This window comes from Micromonospora sp. NPDC048905 (assembly GCF_040649655.1).
In the GTDB taxonomy this organism is placed as follows: domain Bacteria; phylum Actinomycetota; class Actinomycetes; order Mycobacteriales; family Micromonosporaceae; genus Micromonospora.
On record NZ_JBEZFV010000006.1, the window covers coordinates 138,221 to 153,228 of the forward strand.

Annotated in this window: 15 protein-coding genes and 1 pseudogene; 9 read left to right on the top strand and 7 right to left on the bottom strand. The window is 72.1% G+C overall.

Annotated elements, in window-relative coordinates; genetic code table 11:
* Positions 1-417: 417 nt before the first annotated feature.
* On the bottom strand, positions 418-831 hold the full coding sequence (locus tag AB0C01_RS17565) for a contact-dependent growth inhibition system immunity protein (protein WP_357243035.1): 414 nt from the start codon (positions 829-831) through the stop codon (positions 418-420).
* A gap of 186 nt (positions 832-1,017) precedes the next feature.
* Here AB0C01_RS17565 and AB0C01_RS17570 point away from each other — a divergent pair, with 186 nt between their 5' ends.
* From AB0C01_RS17570 to AB0C01_RS17580, 3 genes are all read left to right on the top strand, one after another.
* Positions 1,018-1,392 (top strand): YciI family protein, encoded by a 375-nt coding sequence (locus AB0C01_RS17570; protein ID WP_357243038.1) that lies wholly within the window; start codon positions 1,018-1,020, stop codon positions 1,390-1,392.
* 52 nt (positions 1,393-1,444) lie between these two features.
* On the top strand, positions 1,445-1,717 hold the full coding sequence (locus AB0C01_RS17575) for a hypothetical protein (protein WP_357571611.1): 273 nt from the start codon (positions 1,445-1,447) through the stop codon (positions 1,715-1,717).
* Between the two features lie 97 nt (positions 1,718-1,814).
* Complete coding sequence (locus AB0C01_RS17580) at positions 1,815-2,234, top strand: CBS domain-containing protein (RefSeq protein WP_357571612.1); 420 nt, start codon at positions 1,815-1,817, stop codon at positions 2,232-2,234.
* Between the two features lie 74 nt (positions 2,235-2,308).
* Here the strand turns inward: AB0C01_RS17580 and AB0C01_RS17585 are convergent, their stop codons facing one another.
* Both AB0C01_RS17585 and AB0C01_RS17590 read right to left on the bottom strand, forming a co-directional pair.
* Positions 2,309-3,109 (bottom strand): MBL fold metallo-hydrolase, encoded by an 801-nt coding sequence (locus AB0C01_RS17585; protein ID WP_357243045.1) that lies wholly within the window; start codon positions 3,107-3,109, stop codon positions 2,309-2,311.
* A gap of 51 nt (positions 3,110-3,160) precedes the next feature.
* On the bottom strand, positions 3,161-7,603 hold the full coding sequence (locus AB0C01_RS17590; protein ID WP_357571745.1) for an HAD-IC family P-type ATPase: 4,443 nt from the start codon (positions 7,601-7,603) through the stop codon (positions 3,161-3,163).
* Between the two features lie 162 nt (positions 7,604-7,765).
* On the opposite strand from AB0C01_RS17590, the pseudogene AB0C01_RS17595 reads away from it, so the two are divergent.
* From AB0C01_RS17595 to AB0C01_RS17620, 6 genes and pseudogenes are all read left to right on the top strand, one after another.
* Positions 7,766-8,082 (top strand): annotated as a pseudogene (locus AB0C01_RS17595) (hypothetical protein).
* Positions 8,083-8,140: 58 nt separating this feature from the next.
* Entirely contained in the window at positions 8,141-8,443 is a 303-nt protein-coding gene (locus tag AB0C01_RS17600; RefSeq protein ID WP_357571613.1) for a hypothetical protein, read from the top strand.
* The gene (locus AB0C01_RS17605) at positions 8,407-9,528 is read left to right on the top strand and encodes an MFS transporter (protein ID WP_357571614.1); all 1,122 of its coding nucleotides are present in this window, start codon (positions 8,407-8,409) and stop codon (positions 9,526-9,528) included. The genes AB0C01_RS17600 and AB0C01_RS17605 overlap by 37 nt, the downstream gene beginning before the upstream one ends.
* Positions 9,529-9,778: 250 nt before the next feature.
* Positions 9,779-10,561: an NAD(P)H-binding protein gene (locus AB0C01_RS17610; protein ID WP_357571615.1), complete on the top strand. Its 783-nt coding sequence runs from the start codon at positions 9,779-9,781 to the stop codon at positions 10,559-10,561.
* A gap of 37 nt (positions 10,562-10,598) precedes the next feature.
* Positions 10,599-10,793, top strand: coding sequence for a hypothetical protein (locus AB0C01_RS17615; protein ID WP_357243056.1), 195 nt, complete (start codon positions 10,599-10,601; stop codon positions 10,791-10,793).
* A 95-nt stretch (positions 10,794-10,888) separates the two neighbouring features.
* Entirely contained in the window at positions 10,889-11,437 is a 549-nt protein-coding gene (locus tag AB0C01_RS17620; protein ID WP_357244069.1) for a YbaK/EbsC family protein, read from the top strand.
* 85 nt (positions 11,438-11,522) lie between these two features.
* Here the strand turns inward: AB0C01_RS17620 and AB0C01_RS17625 are convergent, their stop codons facing one another.
* From AB0C01_RS17625 to AB0C01_RS17640, 4 genes are all read right to left on the bottom strand, one after another.
* Positions 11,523-12,182, bottom strand: a complete 660-nt coding sequence (locus tag AB0C01_RS17625) for a DsbA family oxidoreductase (RefSeq protein WP_357571616.1) — start codon at positions 12,180-12,182, stop codon at positions 11,523-11,525.
* 20 nt (positions 12,183-12,202) lie between these two features.
* The gene (locus AB0C01_RS17630; protein ID WP_357243062.1) at positions 12,203-12,631 is read right to left on the bottom strand and encodes a SufE family protein; all 429 of its coding nucleotides are present in this window, start codon (positions 12,629-12,631) and stop codon (positions 12,203-12,205) included.
* A 67-nt stretch (positions 12,632-12,698) separates the two neighbouring features.
* The gene (locus tag AB0C01_RS17635) at positions 12,699-13,124 is read right to left on the bottom strand and encodes a CBS domain-containing protein (RefSeq protein ID WP_030487636.1); all 426 of its coding nucleotides are present in this window, start codon (positions 13,122-13,124) and stop codon (positions 12,699-12,701) included.
* A 57-nt stretch (positions 13,125-13,181) separates the two neighbouring features.
* Positions 13,182-14,951, bottom strand: a complete 1,770-nt coding sequence (locus tag AB0C01_RS17640; RefSeq protein ID WP_357571617.1) for a proline--tRNA ligase — start codon at positions 14,949-14,951, stop codon at positions 13,182-13,184.
* Between the last annotated feature and the right edge of the window lie 57 nt (positions 14,952-15,008).

Genomic DNA, 15,008 nt, shown 5'->3' on the forward strand with positions numbered 1-15,008 from the left:
GCAGGGCCGCGCTTTCTCAAGGTGTTGAGCTAGTGCCCTCAAGTGGGCTCTTTCTCCAGTGCCCCGTTTGTGGCGTCTCGCCAGGTCAGCGCTGTATCAGCGCACCCAGGAACCCTCTACAGGACAACGTTCTCCACCCGGCTCGTATGGAGCTGGCCGAGAAGGCGTTCAAGGGAGATGTCCCCCTTCCTGCTCCACTTCGTTAACTGCCCCCAACACGATCAGGAGCGGGTTGGGAGGGTCGAGCTAGCGGGTCAGCGTGCTAAGCGCGGACGCCGCGTGACACCTGGCCTTCGGCCACTGCCAGCCAGCGTCGATACCAACTGCCGAACCCGAGCGATGTCCCGTCGTCGTCGCGCCGGCGACCCTCCTCTGGGGCTGGACCGCCTGACGACAGGCCGACGCTGAGATCCGCTCTCATCGACCAAGGAACCGTACGATCGCGTCGCGAAGAGGCCGGTCCAGGTCGCGAGGCTCATGGTCAGGGGCGGACGACGGGGTACCGGCAATGAGCTCAGTCAGAACAGACTCCAGCCGCTTCCGCTCCGGTCGCAGGTCCGACCAGGCCGTGTCGGGTAGCCGCAGCACGTTGGCGAGCAGGTCACCTGGGTAATAATCTCCCTCGGCCAACGGATCGCGGAGCAGGACCTGTATCGCGAGAGGCAGCAGTGCAGGTACGCCAATCTCTTGCCCGAGCATGATGCGCAGGTCTTCGACCGTGAACTCGGTCAACGGCGTGCGTCGCAGCTCCGTGCACCGTCTCGTCAGAGACGTGGCGTCCGGGCCGAGGTCCGGCCGCACGTCCCGTTCAAGCTGCTCGATGGTCGTCATGGCGGTCAGGGTAGTTGGCACCCGGCACCCTGGGCCGGCCGGAAGGTTGGCGGCCGTCCACGGGTCGCCGCTGGCCGACGAGGATCCGGCGAAATCTTTCCGGTGGGGCGTCGAATCCGGAACGAGTCGTTCGTAGAGGAGACGAGAGGTGGCCGAAGGTGGCCGCCGGGACAAGGAGTCACGAGGATGGCGCGGTACCTGATCTCGTTCAACGACGGCGCGATGGACCACATCCCCGCTGAGGAGATGCCCGACGTGGGCAAGGCCGCGCACGCGGTGGTCCAGGAGGCCGTGAACGCCGGCGCGTGGGTGTACGGCATCGGCCTCGAAAGGCAGCAGGCGAGCATCGTGACCCCCGACGGGACGGTCACCGACGGCCCTTACCCGGAGACCAGGGAGGTCATCGGCGGTTTCGTCGTCGTCGACGTGGCCACCCGCGAGGAGGGATTGGCGTGGGCTGCCAAGATTGCCGCTGCCTGCCGCTGCGCGCAGGAGGTCCGGGAGCTCATGCCCGATCCCGAGACGGAGGCGATGCTCGGTCGCGCCGACAGTCGGGGGTGACACCACCGACGGTGCCCGGTCAAGGGACGCCGCCCTTTGTCATGATCCGTGCATGGATGAACAGTCGGTGCTCGTCACCGACCCGGCGGCGGTCACCGGTCACGCGGTCGCCGACCGGCGTGCGGCGGACATCGACTGGTCCACAGAGGAGGGCGACCTGGAGACGGCGGTCGAGGAGCTCCGATCGGACCTGGCGACCTCCGTGTCGAGCATCGTGGACATCAGCCACCTGGTCGACGGCATTCCGGGAGTGGAGTTTCGCGGGGGCCTCTGCTGGGCCGAGCAGGGCCCGTCCCGGGACCCCTTCCGCCCGGACGCGGGGTGACGACTCGGGCGCGGTGAGGTGAAGGCGGGCGGCATGGCCGTGGCCGACCGGGGTAGGAGAAACGGCAACAACCCCCCGGAAGTGAGGTGTCTTACCAATGCCTACGGCACGCGAGATCATGACGAACGACGTGACCTCTGTCCGCGAGCAGGACGACCTGAAGTCGGCCGCGAAGCAGATGGCAGAGCTGGGGGTCGGCGCCCTGCCGATCTGCGGCGAGGACAACCGGCTGAAGGGCATGCTGACCGACCGTGACATCGTGGTGAAGGTGCTTGCGGAAGGCCGCGACCCGGCCAACGTCACGGCGGGCGAGCTGGCCCAGGGCGAGGCGGTGACCATCGGCGCGGACGACGACGCGGCCGAGATCCTGCGCACCATGGGCCAGCACAAGGTACGCCGGCTGCCAGTGATCGACGGGCATGAGCTGGTCGGCATCGTCGCCGTCGCCGACGTGGCCCGTTCCCTGCCGGAGCGGCCCGTGGGTGACCTCATCGAGGCCATCTCCGAGCGCGGCTGACCGTCGCATCCGTCCTCGATCGCCGCCCCGGGTGGGCGGCGATCGCCGTGTCGGGGGTCTGCGCGAATCGGTGGTCAGTCGGGCGGGGTGAGGGATGCGGTCTCGCCGCGGGCGATGGTGCGTACCTGCTTCACCCAACCCCGGCGGCGGGCCTCGTCGACGAAGTGCGCGAGCGGGGACCGGAACACCGGGTAGTCGTCGTAGTGGATCGGTACGGTCAGCTTCGGTCGGACCAGTTCCGTCAGGTCGGCACCCTGGCTGGCATCCATGGTGAGTAGCACCCCGGCGACCCTCGTACCGCCGAGGTGGATGAGCATGGCGTCGATGTCCGGGTAGCGCTCGGGGATGGCGGTGAGCAGCGGCCGGTTGAGGGTGTCGCCGGTGACGTACAGCCGGAACTCTCGAGCACCGGCGCGTTCCACGTCGATCATCGTGCCCATGACGTCGGGCATCAGCAGGTCCAGGGCACCCGGGCCGTGTTGGCCGGGCATCGAGGTCAGGCGCAGTGTCGTACCGTCGCGGTGCAGCTCCCGGGACGACCAGGTCGGCAGGCCCTGGGCGGCCTGGAAGCCCCAGCGACGTAGGCGGCGTTCGGCCGCTGGCGTGGTGACGATGGGCAGGTCACGGTCCAGTTCGCGGCGGGCCACCCGGTCGAAGTGGTCGCCGTGCAGGTGGGAGAGGACCACCGCGTCCAGCTCCGGGAGCTGGGCGATCCGCAGCGCCGGGTCCGTGCGTCGGCGCGACCACAAACCCTTGCCCAGGTACGCCCGCTGACCCCGATGCAGGAAGTTCGGGTCGGTCAGCAGGGTGAACCCGCCGATCCGCAGCACCGTCGTCGCGGTACCGATGAACGTCACCTGGGGTTGCTCCACCATCGTGCCCACCTCCTCCGGCTCCGGTACCCCGGTGGGCGGTGGGCATGCGGCTCAGCTGTCCGTGGGCGCGGTGTTCGGCCGGGCCTGGGGCACGTGTTCCATCAGCCTGGTGAGCGCGCCGTTGGCGAAGGTCGCGCCGAGCGCCGAGCCGGCCCCGATGGTCCAGCCCACCGGTCCGAGTGGGGTGCAGCCGAAGAACTGGCTCACCCCCGGCGTCTGCACCACCACGACGAGCACGCCCAGTGATGCCGCCGTGGACGCCAGCACGGCGGGGCTGGTGCCGCCGGCCAGGATGGTCTGCCCGAGTTGGGTGCCGACCAGGCTGACCAGGGCGACCGTCCCGGCCCGCTGACGGCGTCCGGTGTATCGGGCCAACGTCCAACCCGCGGTCGCGCCCAGCGTGGTCGCTGCCGCCCGGAGGCCGATCTCCCTGGTGAGGCTCTCACCGAGCGCCGTGTCCGGACCCTCGCGGAGCAGCGCGTCGGTGCGGTCCGACGCGGGTGGCCGGACCGCGATGGCCAGCGCCGGCGCCAGGTCGGTGAGCAGGTTGACCAGCAGCAGTTGTCGTCCGGTGAGCGCGGAGCGGCCGGTGGCCGCGGCGGTCAGCACACTGAACGCGATCTCGCCGAGGTTGCCACCGACCAGGATGCTGAGCGCGTGCCGCACCGACGACCACATCGCCCGCCCCTCGATCAGGGTGGCGATGATGGTCTCCAGCCGGTCGTCGGTGACCACCAGGTCGGCTGCGGCGCGGGCGGCCGGGGTGCCCCGCTGGCCGAGGGCGATGCCGACGTCGGCCAGCCGGATCGCCGGGGCGTCGTTGGCGCCGTCACCGGTCATCGCGACGGTCCGTCCGCACTTCTGCAACGCCTGGATGATCCGCACCTTGTGCGCCGGGGTGCAGCGGGCCACCACATCGGTGTTGGCCAACCGCTCGGCGAGCGCGTCGTCGTCCAGTTGGTCCAGTTCGCCGGCGGTGACCACCCGCTGTTCGTCGTGCTCGCTGATGGTGGCGGCGATCGCCTCGGCGGTGGCGGGGTGATCACCGGTGATCATGATGGTGTGCACACCGGCCTGCCGGATGCGGCGCACCGCCGGGGCGGCGCTCTCCCGGACCCCGTCCGCGAGGGCCAGGAAACCCACGAAGGTCAGCCCTCGGACGTCGTTGTCGGTCACCTTCGGGTCGTCCACCTGGCACTCGGCGACGGCGAGGATCCGGTTTCCCGCTCCGGCCCGATCGGCGAGCATCCGCTCCAGCTCCGCGCGCCCGGCGTCGTCGAGCGGCTCCTGACTGCCGTCGGTGCGCCGGGCCGAACAACGCGGCAGCACCGTCTCCGGAGCGCCCTTGACACTCAACAACAGGCGGCCGTCGGTCTCCCCGACGCTCGCGTGATAGCCACGGGACGGTTCGAACGGCAGCCCACCGGCAGCCCGCCAACCAGCCGCGCCGGTCTGCTCCACCACCCCGGCCACGCCCGCGCCCCGCCGCACCGCCCGGTCGGTCTGCAACGCCAACTCCTCCGGGTTGGCCGCGGCGGGGGTGGCGCGCAGCGCCGCGGCCAGCGTCAACTGGAGCCGGTCGTCGAGCCGGTCCACCGGGGCGTACCGGTCGCCCACGCCGTCGCCGACCCCGGCGAGCAGCAACTGGCCCTCGGTGAGGGTGCCGGTCTTGTCGAAGCAGAGCACATCCACCCGACCCAGCGCCTCGATGGTGCGCGGGTTGCGGACCAGGGCGCCGTGCTCGGCCAACCGCCGGGCGGCGGCCAACTGCGCCGCGCTGACCAGGAACGGCAACCCCTCCGGCACCGACGCCACGGCGAGGTTCGCCGCGGTCGCCGCCGTCTCGGCCAGGGGTACGCCCCGAAGCAGGCCCGCGCCGGCCACCGCCACCGCCGAACCGGCGGCCAACGGGATGGCGGCGCTGGTCAACGAACCGAGGCGGGCCTCCACCCCACTTGTCGGTGGGGCCTGCCGGACGAGCGCCAGGCTGCGGCCGGCTTCGGTGTCCGACCCGGTCGCGACCACCACGGCAGTGCCGTGCCCGGCGGCGACGGTGGTGCCCTCGTAGAGCATCGAGTGTCGGTCGGCGATGGCGGCGGCCACCACCGGCCGGTTGGACTTGGCGACCGGCAGTGACTCACCGGTCAGTGACGACTCGTCCGCCTCCAGGCCCACCGATTCGAGGACGCGGCAGTCGGCGGGCACCGAGTCACCCGGCTCCAGGGCGATGACGTCACCGAGGACCAGGTCCTCGGCGGCGAGAACCTGCTCGCCACCGTCCCGGCGGACCCGCCCGGTCACCGCGGAACGGGACAGCAGTTCCGCGAGTGACCGTTCGGTGTTGCGTTCGTGCACCGCGCCGATCAGTGCGGACCCACCGACCACGCTGCCCACGAGCGCGGCGTCGACAAGCGAACCGAACGACGCGGACAGCACCGCCCCGGCGGCCAGGACCGGGGTCAGCGGGTTGGACAACTCGTCCACGAAGGCGCGCAGCAGACCGCCGCGTCCCGGTCCGGCATCGCCGTTCCCGCCACCGTCGTGGTGCCGGCGCTGCGCTTCCGCGGTGGCCAGACCGTCCGGCGTGGTGTGCAGGTGGTCCAGCACGGTACGGACCGGCATCAGGTGCCAGGCGGTCGCCACCGGTGCCGGGGTGTCCGACTGGTCGCGTAGCCGGCGGGCCTGCCAGACCCCGTTCGCGAAGGCCAACCCGGCCGCGCCGTTGACCGCGACGAGCGCCTTGTGCGGCAGTTGGGTCGGCGGAGCGGTGAACGCGCCCAGTGCTCCGAGACCGGTGCCCGCCATGGCCAGTCGGATGTTCTGCTGGGCCGTACGGCGGGCCACCCCGGTCGCCTCGACCACGAGGGCCACCACCCGCAGGTCGGCGCCCACCAGCAGGTGTGCGCCCCACGGCGGCAGTTCCTCCGGCGCGGCGAGCCCCAGACCGCAGTCGGACGCGCCGAGCGCCCTGCGGTCCGCCGAGACCAGCATCACCACCGCGCCGTCGCGCTGCAACGCGCGTACCGACTCGGTCAGCTGGTCGCCGCCGGGCAGCATCGCGTCGGCGAAGCCGTACCGCTGCTCGTCGCCGCCGGCCACCACCAGCCGCAGGCCAGCCTGCCGCGCGGCGGCCGGGAGGCCGTCGACGCCGGGCGCGGGTTCCGGCTCGACCCGCAGGAGCGCGGCGAGCCGGTCGCCGTGGACGAGACCGAGCAGTTGGCCACCGGCGGAGCGCAGCCGGTCGCCGTCCGGGATGTCACCCGGGTCGGTGCCGGGCAGCTGATCCAGCGGTCCGAGCCGCCAGCCGTCCGCCGTGCGGGAAGCAGCCGGATCGTCCGGGTTGAACAGCGCGAAGGCCTGCTCCGCCACCTGGTCGACGTCCGCGCCGGGCGCCGGCGCCAGATCGGCGAGGACACCCCGGTCCGAGCCGAGCACGGCGGCGTCCAGCACGAGCGTGTCGATCCGGTCCAACTCCCGCAGCACGCTGCGGTCCATCGCGATCACTCCGCGCCGGGCCAGCATCCAGCCAAGTTGCGCGGCGTACCCTTCGCGTCCGCTGCCGGGCGCCTTCGGCAGCGTCGACAAGCCCACCGCGATGGCCCGTTTCGGCCCGGCGAACGGCATCGCCGCCGCACCGGCCGCCGCACCCGCGCCGAGCATGCGGTTGACGTACCGCTCGACCGGCCCGTCCGGCTTCGGCCGGGGACGCTCGACGACCGGCCAGCGGGCGGTGGCTCGTTCCGCCTCGCCGGTCAGATGCGGTTCGGCCCGTTCCCAGGCGGCGAGTTGCGCCCGCGCCTCGCCCCACTGCACCACCCGCTGGGCGCCGTCCAGGACGATCCCGGTCCAACGGCCGGTCAGGCCCTGCACCACCGCTTCGGCCAGCGGAAAGAGGATGTCGGCGCGGGGGTCGGAGCGCAGCCGTTTGCCGATGAACTCGTGCAGCTTCGGCTGTAGATCGACCGCGGCGAGCACGCCGGCCACCTCACCGGGCAGCGGCGCGAACGGCAGGATCCGGGTGGCCGCCGAGATGGTCAGGCCCAGCGCGTCGGAGGCGAGCGCGCCGAGGGTACGGGGGGTGCGCGGCCCCTCCTCCGGCGGATGCGGTGGTGGGATCTCCGGGTCGGGTTCGTGGTCGCAGGTCCGCTCGACCCGGCTGATCGTGGCGATCAGGTCGCGCAACGCCGGCTCGGGGGTCTCGACGGCAACCACCACCCGCCCGGACGGGGCGTTGACCCGAGCCCAGGCGACGCCGGGCAGACGTTCCAGCGCGCCCTCCACCTGACGGGCCAGCCGGTTTCCGCCGTCCTGGCAGACACCGTGCACCTCGATGTGGTGTCGGCCCGGCCGGGACCAGACCCGCCGCCGCGTCAGCCCGGCCGTCCGGGCCAGCCGGGTCGCCGCCGAACCGACAGTCCGGGACGCCTCGCCGACCAGGTGCGGCATGCCGAAGGACGGCAGGATGCGGCCGGCTGCGCGACCCGCCGCCGTCATCGAGGCGTACGGCTGGACGGACGGTGGTCCGACTCCCTGTTGCTGCTGGTCCTGACCTTGGCCATTTCGTCCTCCCACCGCACTCACGTCCGGCGGCCTGGCTTCCCGACCTGCCATCCGTTATGCCCCCTGAGTGGCGGAATTTTGCGTGGCCGCCGGTGCATGGACGGGGTGGGTCGTGGAACCCGACGACCATCACCGGACATGGGGAGGCCGACATGAGCACGCTGACGCGACATCTGAACGGCTCGGGGGAGAACGTCCGGATGTACAACCGGCAGGTGGCCTTACCGGTGCTGGGTGACGTGGCGGTGCCGCCACCGGACAAGGTCGCCTACTACGCGGGGCTCGGTGTGCTCGCCGCACTCCAGGTCATCGAGTGGCCGATCGCCCTGGTGATCACGGCCGGCCACCTGCTGGCGGACCAGCATCTGTCGGGAGTGGTGCGCGGGGTCGGGCAGGCGCTGCAGGACGCCTGAGGAGAGCCGGGTCACCGGCGATTGACCTGAATCCAGGTTGAAGTCGCATGCTCGGGTCATGCCGAGCACAGTCGCCACCGACGCACCGGCCGTACCGGGGTTGTTCGCACCCCGGTTGCGCGCGATGACGGTGGGCAGCGTCGCCTTGATCTCGTTGCTCGCGTTCGAGGCGCTGGCGGTCGGTACGGCGATGCCGACCGTCGCCCGCAGCCTCGACGGGGTGGCGCTGTACGGGATCGCGTTCGGTGGCCCGTTCGCCACGGGCGTGCTGGCCATGGTGGTCTCCGGCATCTGGTGTGACGCCAGAGGCCCCCGAGGTCCGATGTGGCACGGGTCACCTGGTTCGTGGTCGGGTTGCTGATCGCCGGGACCGCCCCCGTGATGAGTGTGCTGGTCGTCGGGCGGGTGGTGCAGGGGTTCGGCTCCGGGCTGCTCTCGGTGGCGCTCTACGTGATCGTCGGGCAGGCGTACCCGCCGGAACTGCACCGGCGGATCTTCGCGGCGTTCGCGGCGGCGTGGGTCGTACCGTCGCTGGTGGGGCCGGCGGTGGCCGGCCTGATCGTGGAGTACCTGGACTGGCGGTGGGTCTTCCTCGCGGTGCCGGCGGTGGCCGTGCCGGCGGTGTTGTTGATCCATCCCGGCCTGCGGTCGCTGGGGCGGAGCGCGGTTACCCGGCTACCGGCCGGCGCGGCGGGACGGATCGGTTGGGCGTGCGGGGCCGCGGTGAGCGCCGCTCTGTTGCACATCGGGGGGCAGCAGCGCGGCGTTCCCGCCCTGACGCTCATCGCGCTTGCCATGGTCGGCCTGCTGGTCTGTGCCCCGCGCCTGCTGCCGGCCGGGTTCCTGCGGGCGGCCCGGGGGCTTCCCACGGTGGTGGGCCTGCGCGGGCTGGCGTCGGCGGCCTTCGTCGGCGCCGAGGTGGTCATCCCGTTGATGCTCTCCCGGGAGCGGGGCCTCTCGCCCACCGCCGCCGGGCTGGTCCTCACGGTCGGCGCGCTGGCCTGGTCGGCCGGCTCCTGGTTGCAGGGCCGGATCCCGGTGCCGGCGTCGCGGGCCAGCCTGCCGCGCGCCGGGTTGAGCTGCATCACGGTCGGCACGGCCACGGTGGCGCTGGCCGTCTGGCCGGAGTTGCCGGTGGCTGTCGCCGTGCTCGGGTGGGCGGCGGCCGGCCTCGGCATGGGGCTGCTCTACCCGTCGTTGTCGGTGCTCACCCTGGAGCTGTCCGCCCCCGGCGAACAGGGCCGCAACAGCTCCTCCCTGCAACTGGGCGACTCCCTCTTCGCGGCGACGGTGCTCGCGTTGACAGGTGCCGTGCTGGCCGCGGGGAGCGCGCCTGGCCCGGCCAGTTACGCGGCGACTCTGGCAGTGACGGCGGGCCTGGCACTGCTCGGGGCCCTGTTGGCCGGCCGCGTCGTGGTGGGCGGTACCGCCCGGCCGGCCGGGTGATCCGGGGATTCGGTCGCGGCCGGCCCGGTTGGGCCAGGAGGATGGCGGGCGAGATGCGGGAGTGGGCCGAGGGTCATGCCTGGATCGTCAACGAGATCGTGATCTCGTTCTTCGCACTGCTGACCGTGCTGGACCTGATCCGCTCGGCGTGAGCCGGGGCAGAGCCCGTAACGAACCGCCACGTCGTCTCGTCCACCCCGCGTGCGCCGACGGCGTGCCGTGGTCCCCAGCAGGAGAGGAGGAGGACGAGATGAGGGTTCTGGTCACCGGAGCGGGCGGTCGCCTGGGACGTGCGGTGCTGGCCCGACTGCACAGTGCCGGGGTGGGTGTCCGGGCCACCAGCCGACGCCCGCACGCCCGGTCCGAGGCCGAGTGGGTGGTGGCGGACCTCGCGACGGGCCGCGGCCTGCCCGAGGCGCTGTCCGGGATGGACGCGGTGCTGCACCTGGCGTCCGCACCGAAGGGCGGGCAGACCTATCAGGTGGACGTGTTGGGCACCCGCCGACTGGTGGTGGCCGCTGGCGCGGCCGGGGTGGGACACCTCGTCTACGCCTCGATCGTCGGCGTGGACCGGGTGCCGATCCCGTACTACCGGCACAAGCTCGCCGCCGAGGAGGTGGTCGCGGCGGGTCCGGTGCCGTGGTCGGTGCTGCGGGCCACCCAGTTCCCGCAGTTCCTGGACGACCTGCTCGCCTCCAGCGCGCGGCTGGGGCCGGTGATCGGGGACCGGGCGGTGCTCGCCCAGCCGGTCGACCCGGGTGAGGTGGCGGCCCGGCTGGCGGCTCGGCTGGTCGCCGGCCCGCTGGGCGCCGTCGAGGAGTACGGCGGACCGCAGGTGCTGCGCTTCGACGAGGCGGCCCGGGCGTGGCGGGAGGCCCGAGGCTCGCGTCGACCGCTGCTGCCGGTACGGATCCCCGGCCGGCTCGGTCGCGAGTTGCGCGCCGGTGGCCTGGTCACCGAGGCACTGCCCCGGGGTGCTCGTACCTGGGCCGACCACCTCGCCGACACGTACGGGGGAACGGGGCGGAAATGAGAGCAACAACGGTTCACGTTCGTTTTACGGTGACGCCATGTTCGCTGTCGTCACCACGGTGATCCTCTACGTCTTCGGTTTCGTCTTCCTCTACGGCGTGATCCGGCTGGGAGTCCGGCACGCATTGGAGGACCTGGAGTTGCAACGGGCCAGGGCCCGGCGCGAGGAGGAGTTGGCAGCCGCCAGGGACCAGTCGTTCCTGCGCGACAACGCGTTCCTCGCCGGCAGTTGAGCACCGGATCGGTTCGGCCCGGGCCGGTGGCGTCCCGAAACGGACCGGGAGCCGTCGGGCGGTTCAGCGTGGCGGATGCGAGGATCGCACCCGTGATGGGAACGCTGAAGACCGAACCCGCCCGCGCCCGCCTGGACCTGCTCGCTCCGCCGGTGGCGGAGGCCATCGCGCAGTGGCCCGCCGAGGCGCCGGTGGACGTCAACGACGTGCTGGTCGCGCCGATCGACGCCGAGCTCGCCGACACCGCCGCGTTCTGTGCGGCGTACGAGGTGGGACTGGACGTGTCGGCCAACTGTGTCGTGGTGGCGGGCAAGCGTGAGGGTGTGGTCCGCTACGCGGCCTGCATCGTCCTGGCCACCACCAGGGCCGACGTGAACGGGGTGGCCCGTCGGGCGCTCGACGTGCGCAAGGCGAGCTTCGCCCCGATGGCCGACGCGGTCGAGTTGACCGGGATGGAGTACGGCGGCATCACCCCGATCGGGCTGCCGGCGCAGTGGCCGATCCTGGTGGACGCACGGGTCATCGCCACTCCGCACGTGATCATCGGATCCGGCGTACGGCACAGCAAGATCGCGCTGCCGGGGCCGGCGTTGGGCGCACTGCCGGGCGCGCAGGTCGTGGAAGGGCTGGCCAGGCCAGCCTGAACAGACACTGGCATCGATGTTGTTGCACGTGAAACATCGTGATCATCGATGCCCGGGTGCCCGGGTGCCCGGGTGCCCGGGTGGCTCAGCGTGCCGCGGCCTCGCGCTGCTCGCCTTCCGCTGCCTCGCGCTGCTCGACCTCGCTGAGCGCGGCGAGCAGGGTCTGCACCTCCTGTGCGCCGCTGACCGCGTACTTCCCGGCCAGGACGAAGGTCGGCACGCTGGTGATGCCGAGGTCCCGGGCGGTGGCCAATTCGGCCGCGACCTCGGTGACGCGCTCGTCGGAGTCGAGGAAGCGGCGTGCGTCGGCCGCGTCCAGACCGATCGTGCCGGCCAGGGTGGCCAGCGTCTCCCGCGAGCCCACGTCGAGCCCGTTGTTGAAGTGCGCCTGGTAGAGCGCCTCCACCATCTCGGCCGCCCGACCGTGGTCGGTGGCGTAGGAGACCAGCCGGTGCGCGTCGAAGGTGTTCGCGATCACCGCGCGGTCGTAGTCCAGCCGAAGCCCGTCCGCGGCCGCGACCTGGGTCACGTGCGCGACCATCTGCTGGGCGCGCTCCGGCCCGCCGAACTTGCCGGCCAGCGCCTGCACCAGCGGGAGCGGCTCGGCGACCGGCGACGGGTCGAGCTGGAACGGCCGGTAGCGGACCGTCACCTCGCCCGGGTAGCTGGCGAGAGCCTCGTCCAGGCGGCGCTTGCCGATGTAGCACCACGGGCAGATGACGTCCGCGTAGATCTCGATCTCCATGATCGGTGGCAACCTCGCGGTCAGGCGAGTTGTTCCCGCACCTGACGCTTGAGCCGGCCCAGGATCGCCGTGCCACCGCGGATCCGCAGCGGGCTGATCGCCTGCGCCAGGCCCATCCGCTGGTAGAGGTCGTCCGGCACGGCCAGCACCTCCTCCGGGCTGGCCAGGGCCAACCCTTCGGCGAGGATCCCGGCGAACGCCCGGGTGGTCGGCGCCTCCGGCGGGCAGTCGAAGATCGTCGTCACGGTGCCGTGCGGGGTCACCTTGGCGCGCAGGAAGAACGACGTCTGACACTCGGGCACCTGCTCCATGCCCTCGCGTTCGACGGTGCCCTCCGGCAGCACCGGGATGACGTCCGCGTACTCCAGGAGCATCTCCAGCACCAGGTCGCGCGGCGCGGCAGCGAACTCGTCGACGATCTCGGCCAGTCGGGCCGGCATGTCAGCCATGCGTCGAGGCTACCGCCGGCCATTCGCGAACAGGTCGGCGGCGCATACCGAGCCCCCGACCCGTTCGTCACACCGTCGGAGACTGCTCGCTGATCTCGCTGAGCGCGCTCGTGGGGTCGAGCTGCATGGCCAGGTCGCCGAGCGAGACGATCCCGACCAGCTTGCGATCGCTGTCACAGACCAGCACCCGGCGGATGCCCCGGTCCCGCATGAGCGCCGCCGCCTCGCCCGCCGTGCAGTGCTGCTCGATCATGACCACCTCGCGGGTGACGATCGAGCCGATGGTGGTGGCCGCGGGCGAGCTGTTCTCCGCCACGGCCCGCACCACGATGTCCCGGTCGGTGAGCATGCCGGCGAGGCTGGCGCCGTCGGTGACCACCACGTCACCGATGTCCGCCTCCTTCATCACCCTGGCCGCCTCGTCCAGGGTGGTCTCCGCCGGCAGGTACACGACTTGCTTGGTCATCACGTCACTGACCCGGTAACCGGTCATGAGAGCCTCCGAAGACGAATACACCCGATCGAACTGATCTACCCGGTGACGCGGTAGCTACACCAGGTTTCCACGTTCCTGACGTACCTCGTGCACGAGTCGGGCCACCAGACCGTCAAGTGGCACCTCGGTGCGCCCGTCGCCGGCCCGTACGCCCAGCTCGACGTACCCCTCGTTGAGTCGGCGGCCGACCACGACGGCCCGGGGGATGCCGATCAGCTCCGCGTCGGTGAACTTGACCCCGGCCGAGACGTGCGTGCGGTCGTCGACAAGCACCCGCAGGCCGGCGGCGGCGAGACGTCCGCCCAACTCCAGCGCCGCGTCGAGCTGCGGCCCCTTGCCCGCAACCACCAGATGTACGTCGCACGGCGCGATCGCGGCCGGCCAGACCAGACCCCGGTCGTCGTGGTGCTGCTCGGCGATCGCCGCGACCGCCCGGGACACTCCGATGCCGTAGCAGCCCATGGTCGGCCGGACCGGCTTACCGTCCGGTCCGAGCACGTCGACCGCGAACGCGTCGGTGTAGCGGCGACCGAGCTGGAAGATGTGGCCGATCTCGATGCCCCGCCGGATCGTCAGCTCGCCGTCGGCGCAGGCCGAGCAGCTGTCCCCGGCGCGCACCTCGGCCGCCTCGATCGTCCCGTCGGGCGTGAAGTCCCGCCCGCAGACCACGTCGGTCGCGTGCCGGCCCGGCTCGTTCGCCCCGGTCAGCCACGCCGAGCCGGGCACCACCCGGGGATCGGTCAGGTAGCGGATGCCCAGCTTGTCGAGCACCTGCGGCCCGAGGTACCCGCGGACCAGCTCGGGATGCTCGGTCCACTCGTCGAAGACAGCCACCTGGGCCGGCGCCAGTGCGGCGCTGACCCGCTTCAGGTCGACCTCCCGGTCCCCGGGCAGCCCGATCACCAGCGGCTCGGCCCGGTCGGCACCCGGCTGCCGAACGGACAGCACCACGTTCTTCAGGGTGTCGGCGGCGGTCCAGCCGTCCCGACCGCCCAACCGGCGGGCGTTCGCCAGCTCCACCAGACCGGCGATCGTCGGGGTGTCCGGGGTGTCGTGCACCTCGACGGCCGGCTGCGTGGTCGGGTCACCGGCGGCCGGCGCCCGGGTGACCACCGCCTCGGTGTTGGCCGCGTAGTCGCAGGCGGTGCAGCCGACGAAGGTGTCCTCGCCGACCGGTGTCGCCGCCAGGAACTCCTCCGACGCGGAACCACCCATCGCCCCGGACATCGCGTGCACCACCGTGTAGTCCAGGCCCAACCGGTCGAAGATCCGCCGGTACGCCGCGCGATGCCGGGCGTACGCGTCCCGCAGCCCCGCGTCGTCCAGGTCGAAGGAGTACGCGTCCTTCATCAGGAACTCCCGGCCGCGCAGCAGTCCGGCCCGGGGTCGGGCCTCGTCGCGGAACTTCGTCTGCACCTGGAACAGCGTCAGCGGGAAGTCCCGGTACGAGGTGACCAGGTCCTTGACCAGCAGCGCCGCCATCTCCTCGTGGGTGGGTGCCAACAGGTGCTCGGCGCCGCGCCGGTCGGCGAGGGTGAAGATGTCGTCGCCGTACTCCGTCCACCGCCCGCTGGTCCGGTACGGCTCGGCGGGCAGCAGCGCCGGGAAGTGCACCTCCTGGTCGCCGATCGCGAACAACTCGCCACGCACCACGTCGGTGATCCGGTCCAGCACCAGCTTGCCCAGCGGCAGCCAGGTGTAGCCGCCCGGCGCGGCGCGGCGGATGTAACCGGCGCGCAGGAGAAGCCGGTGGCTCGGCACCTCCGCGTCGGCCGGGTCCTCGCGCAGGGTCCGGAGCAACAGGGTCGACATGCGTAGCAGCATTCGCGCAGCCTAGAGCGTGTGCGCCCGGCCCGACGATCCAATTCGGCCCGACGGGGG

What these genes read in the sequence shown, in the direction of transcription:
- AB0C01_RS17565 (WP_357243035.1), bottom strand. Translation starts at nt 831, where the DNA reads ATGACGACCATCGAGCAGCTTGAACGGGACGTGCGGCCGGACCTCGGC.
- AB0C01_RS17570 (WP_357243038.1), top strand. Translation starts at nt 1,018, where the DNA reads ATGGCGCGGTACCTGATCTCGTTCAACGACGGCGCGATGGACCACATC.
- AB0C01_RS17575 (WP_357571611.1), top strand. Translation starts at nt 1,445, where the DNA reads ATGGATGAACAGTCGGTGCTCGTCACCGACCCGGCGGCGGTCACCGGT.
- AB0C01_RS17580 (WP_357571612.1), top strand. Translation starts at nt 1,815, where the DNA reads ATGCCTACGGCACGCGAGATCATGACGAACGACGTGACCTCTGTCCGC.
- AB0C01_RS17585 (WP_357243045.1), bottom strand. Translation starts at nt 3,109, where the DNA reads ATGGTGGAGCAACCCCAGGTGACGTTCATCGGTACCGCGACGACGGTG.
- AB0C01_RS17590 (WP_357571745.1), bottom strand. Translation starts at nt 7,603, where the DNA reads ATGACGGCGGCGGGTCGCGCAGCCGGCCGCATCCTGCCGTCCTTCGGC.
- AB0C01_RS17600 (WP_357571613.1), top strand. Translation starts at nt 8,141, where the DNA reads ATGCCGAGCACAGTCGCCACCGACGCACCGGCCGTACCGGGGTTGTTC.
- AB0C01_RS17610 (WP_357571615.1), top strand. Translation starts at nt 9,779, where the DNA reads ATGAGGGTTCTGGTCACCGGAGCGGGCGGTCGCCTGGGACGTGCGGTG.
- AB0C01_RS17615 (WP_357243056.1), top strand. Translation starts at nt 10,599, where the DNA reads ATGTTCGCTGTCGTCACCACGGTGATCCTCTACGTCTTCGGTTTCGTC.
- AB0C01_RS17620 (WP_357244069.1), top strand. Translation starts at nt 10,889, where the DNA reads ATGGGAACGCTGAAGACCGAACCCGCCCGCGCCCGCCTGGACCTGCTC.
- AB0C01_RS17625 (WP_357571616.1), bottom strand. Translation starts at nt 12,182, where the DNA reads ATGGAGATCGAGATCTACGCGGACGTCATCTGCCCGTGGTGCTACATC.
- AB0C01_RS17630 (WP_357243062.1), bottom strand. Translation starts at nt 12,631, where the DNA reads ATGGCTGACATGCCGGCCCGACTGGCCGAGATCGTCGACGAGTTCGCT.
- AB0C01_RS17635 (WP_030487636.1), bottom strand. Translation starts at nt 13,124, where the DNA reads ATGACCGGTTACCGGGTCAGTGACGTGATGACCAAGCAAGTCGTGTAC.
- AB0C01_RS17640 (WP_357571617.1), bottom strand. Translation starts at nt 14,951, where the DNA reads ATGCTGCTACGCATGTCGACCCTGTTGCTCCGGACCCTGCGCGAGGAC.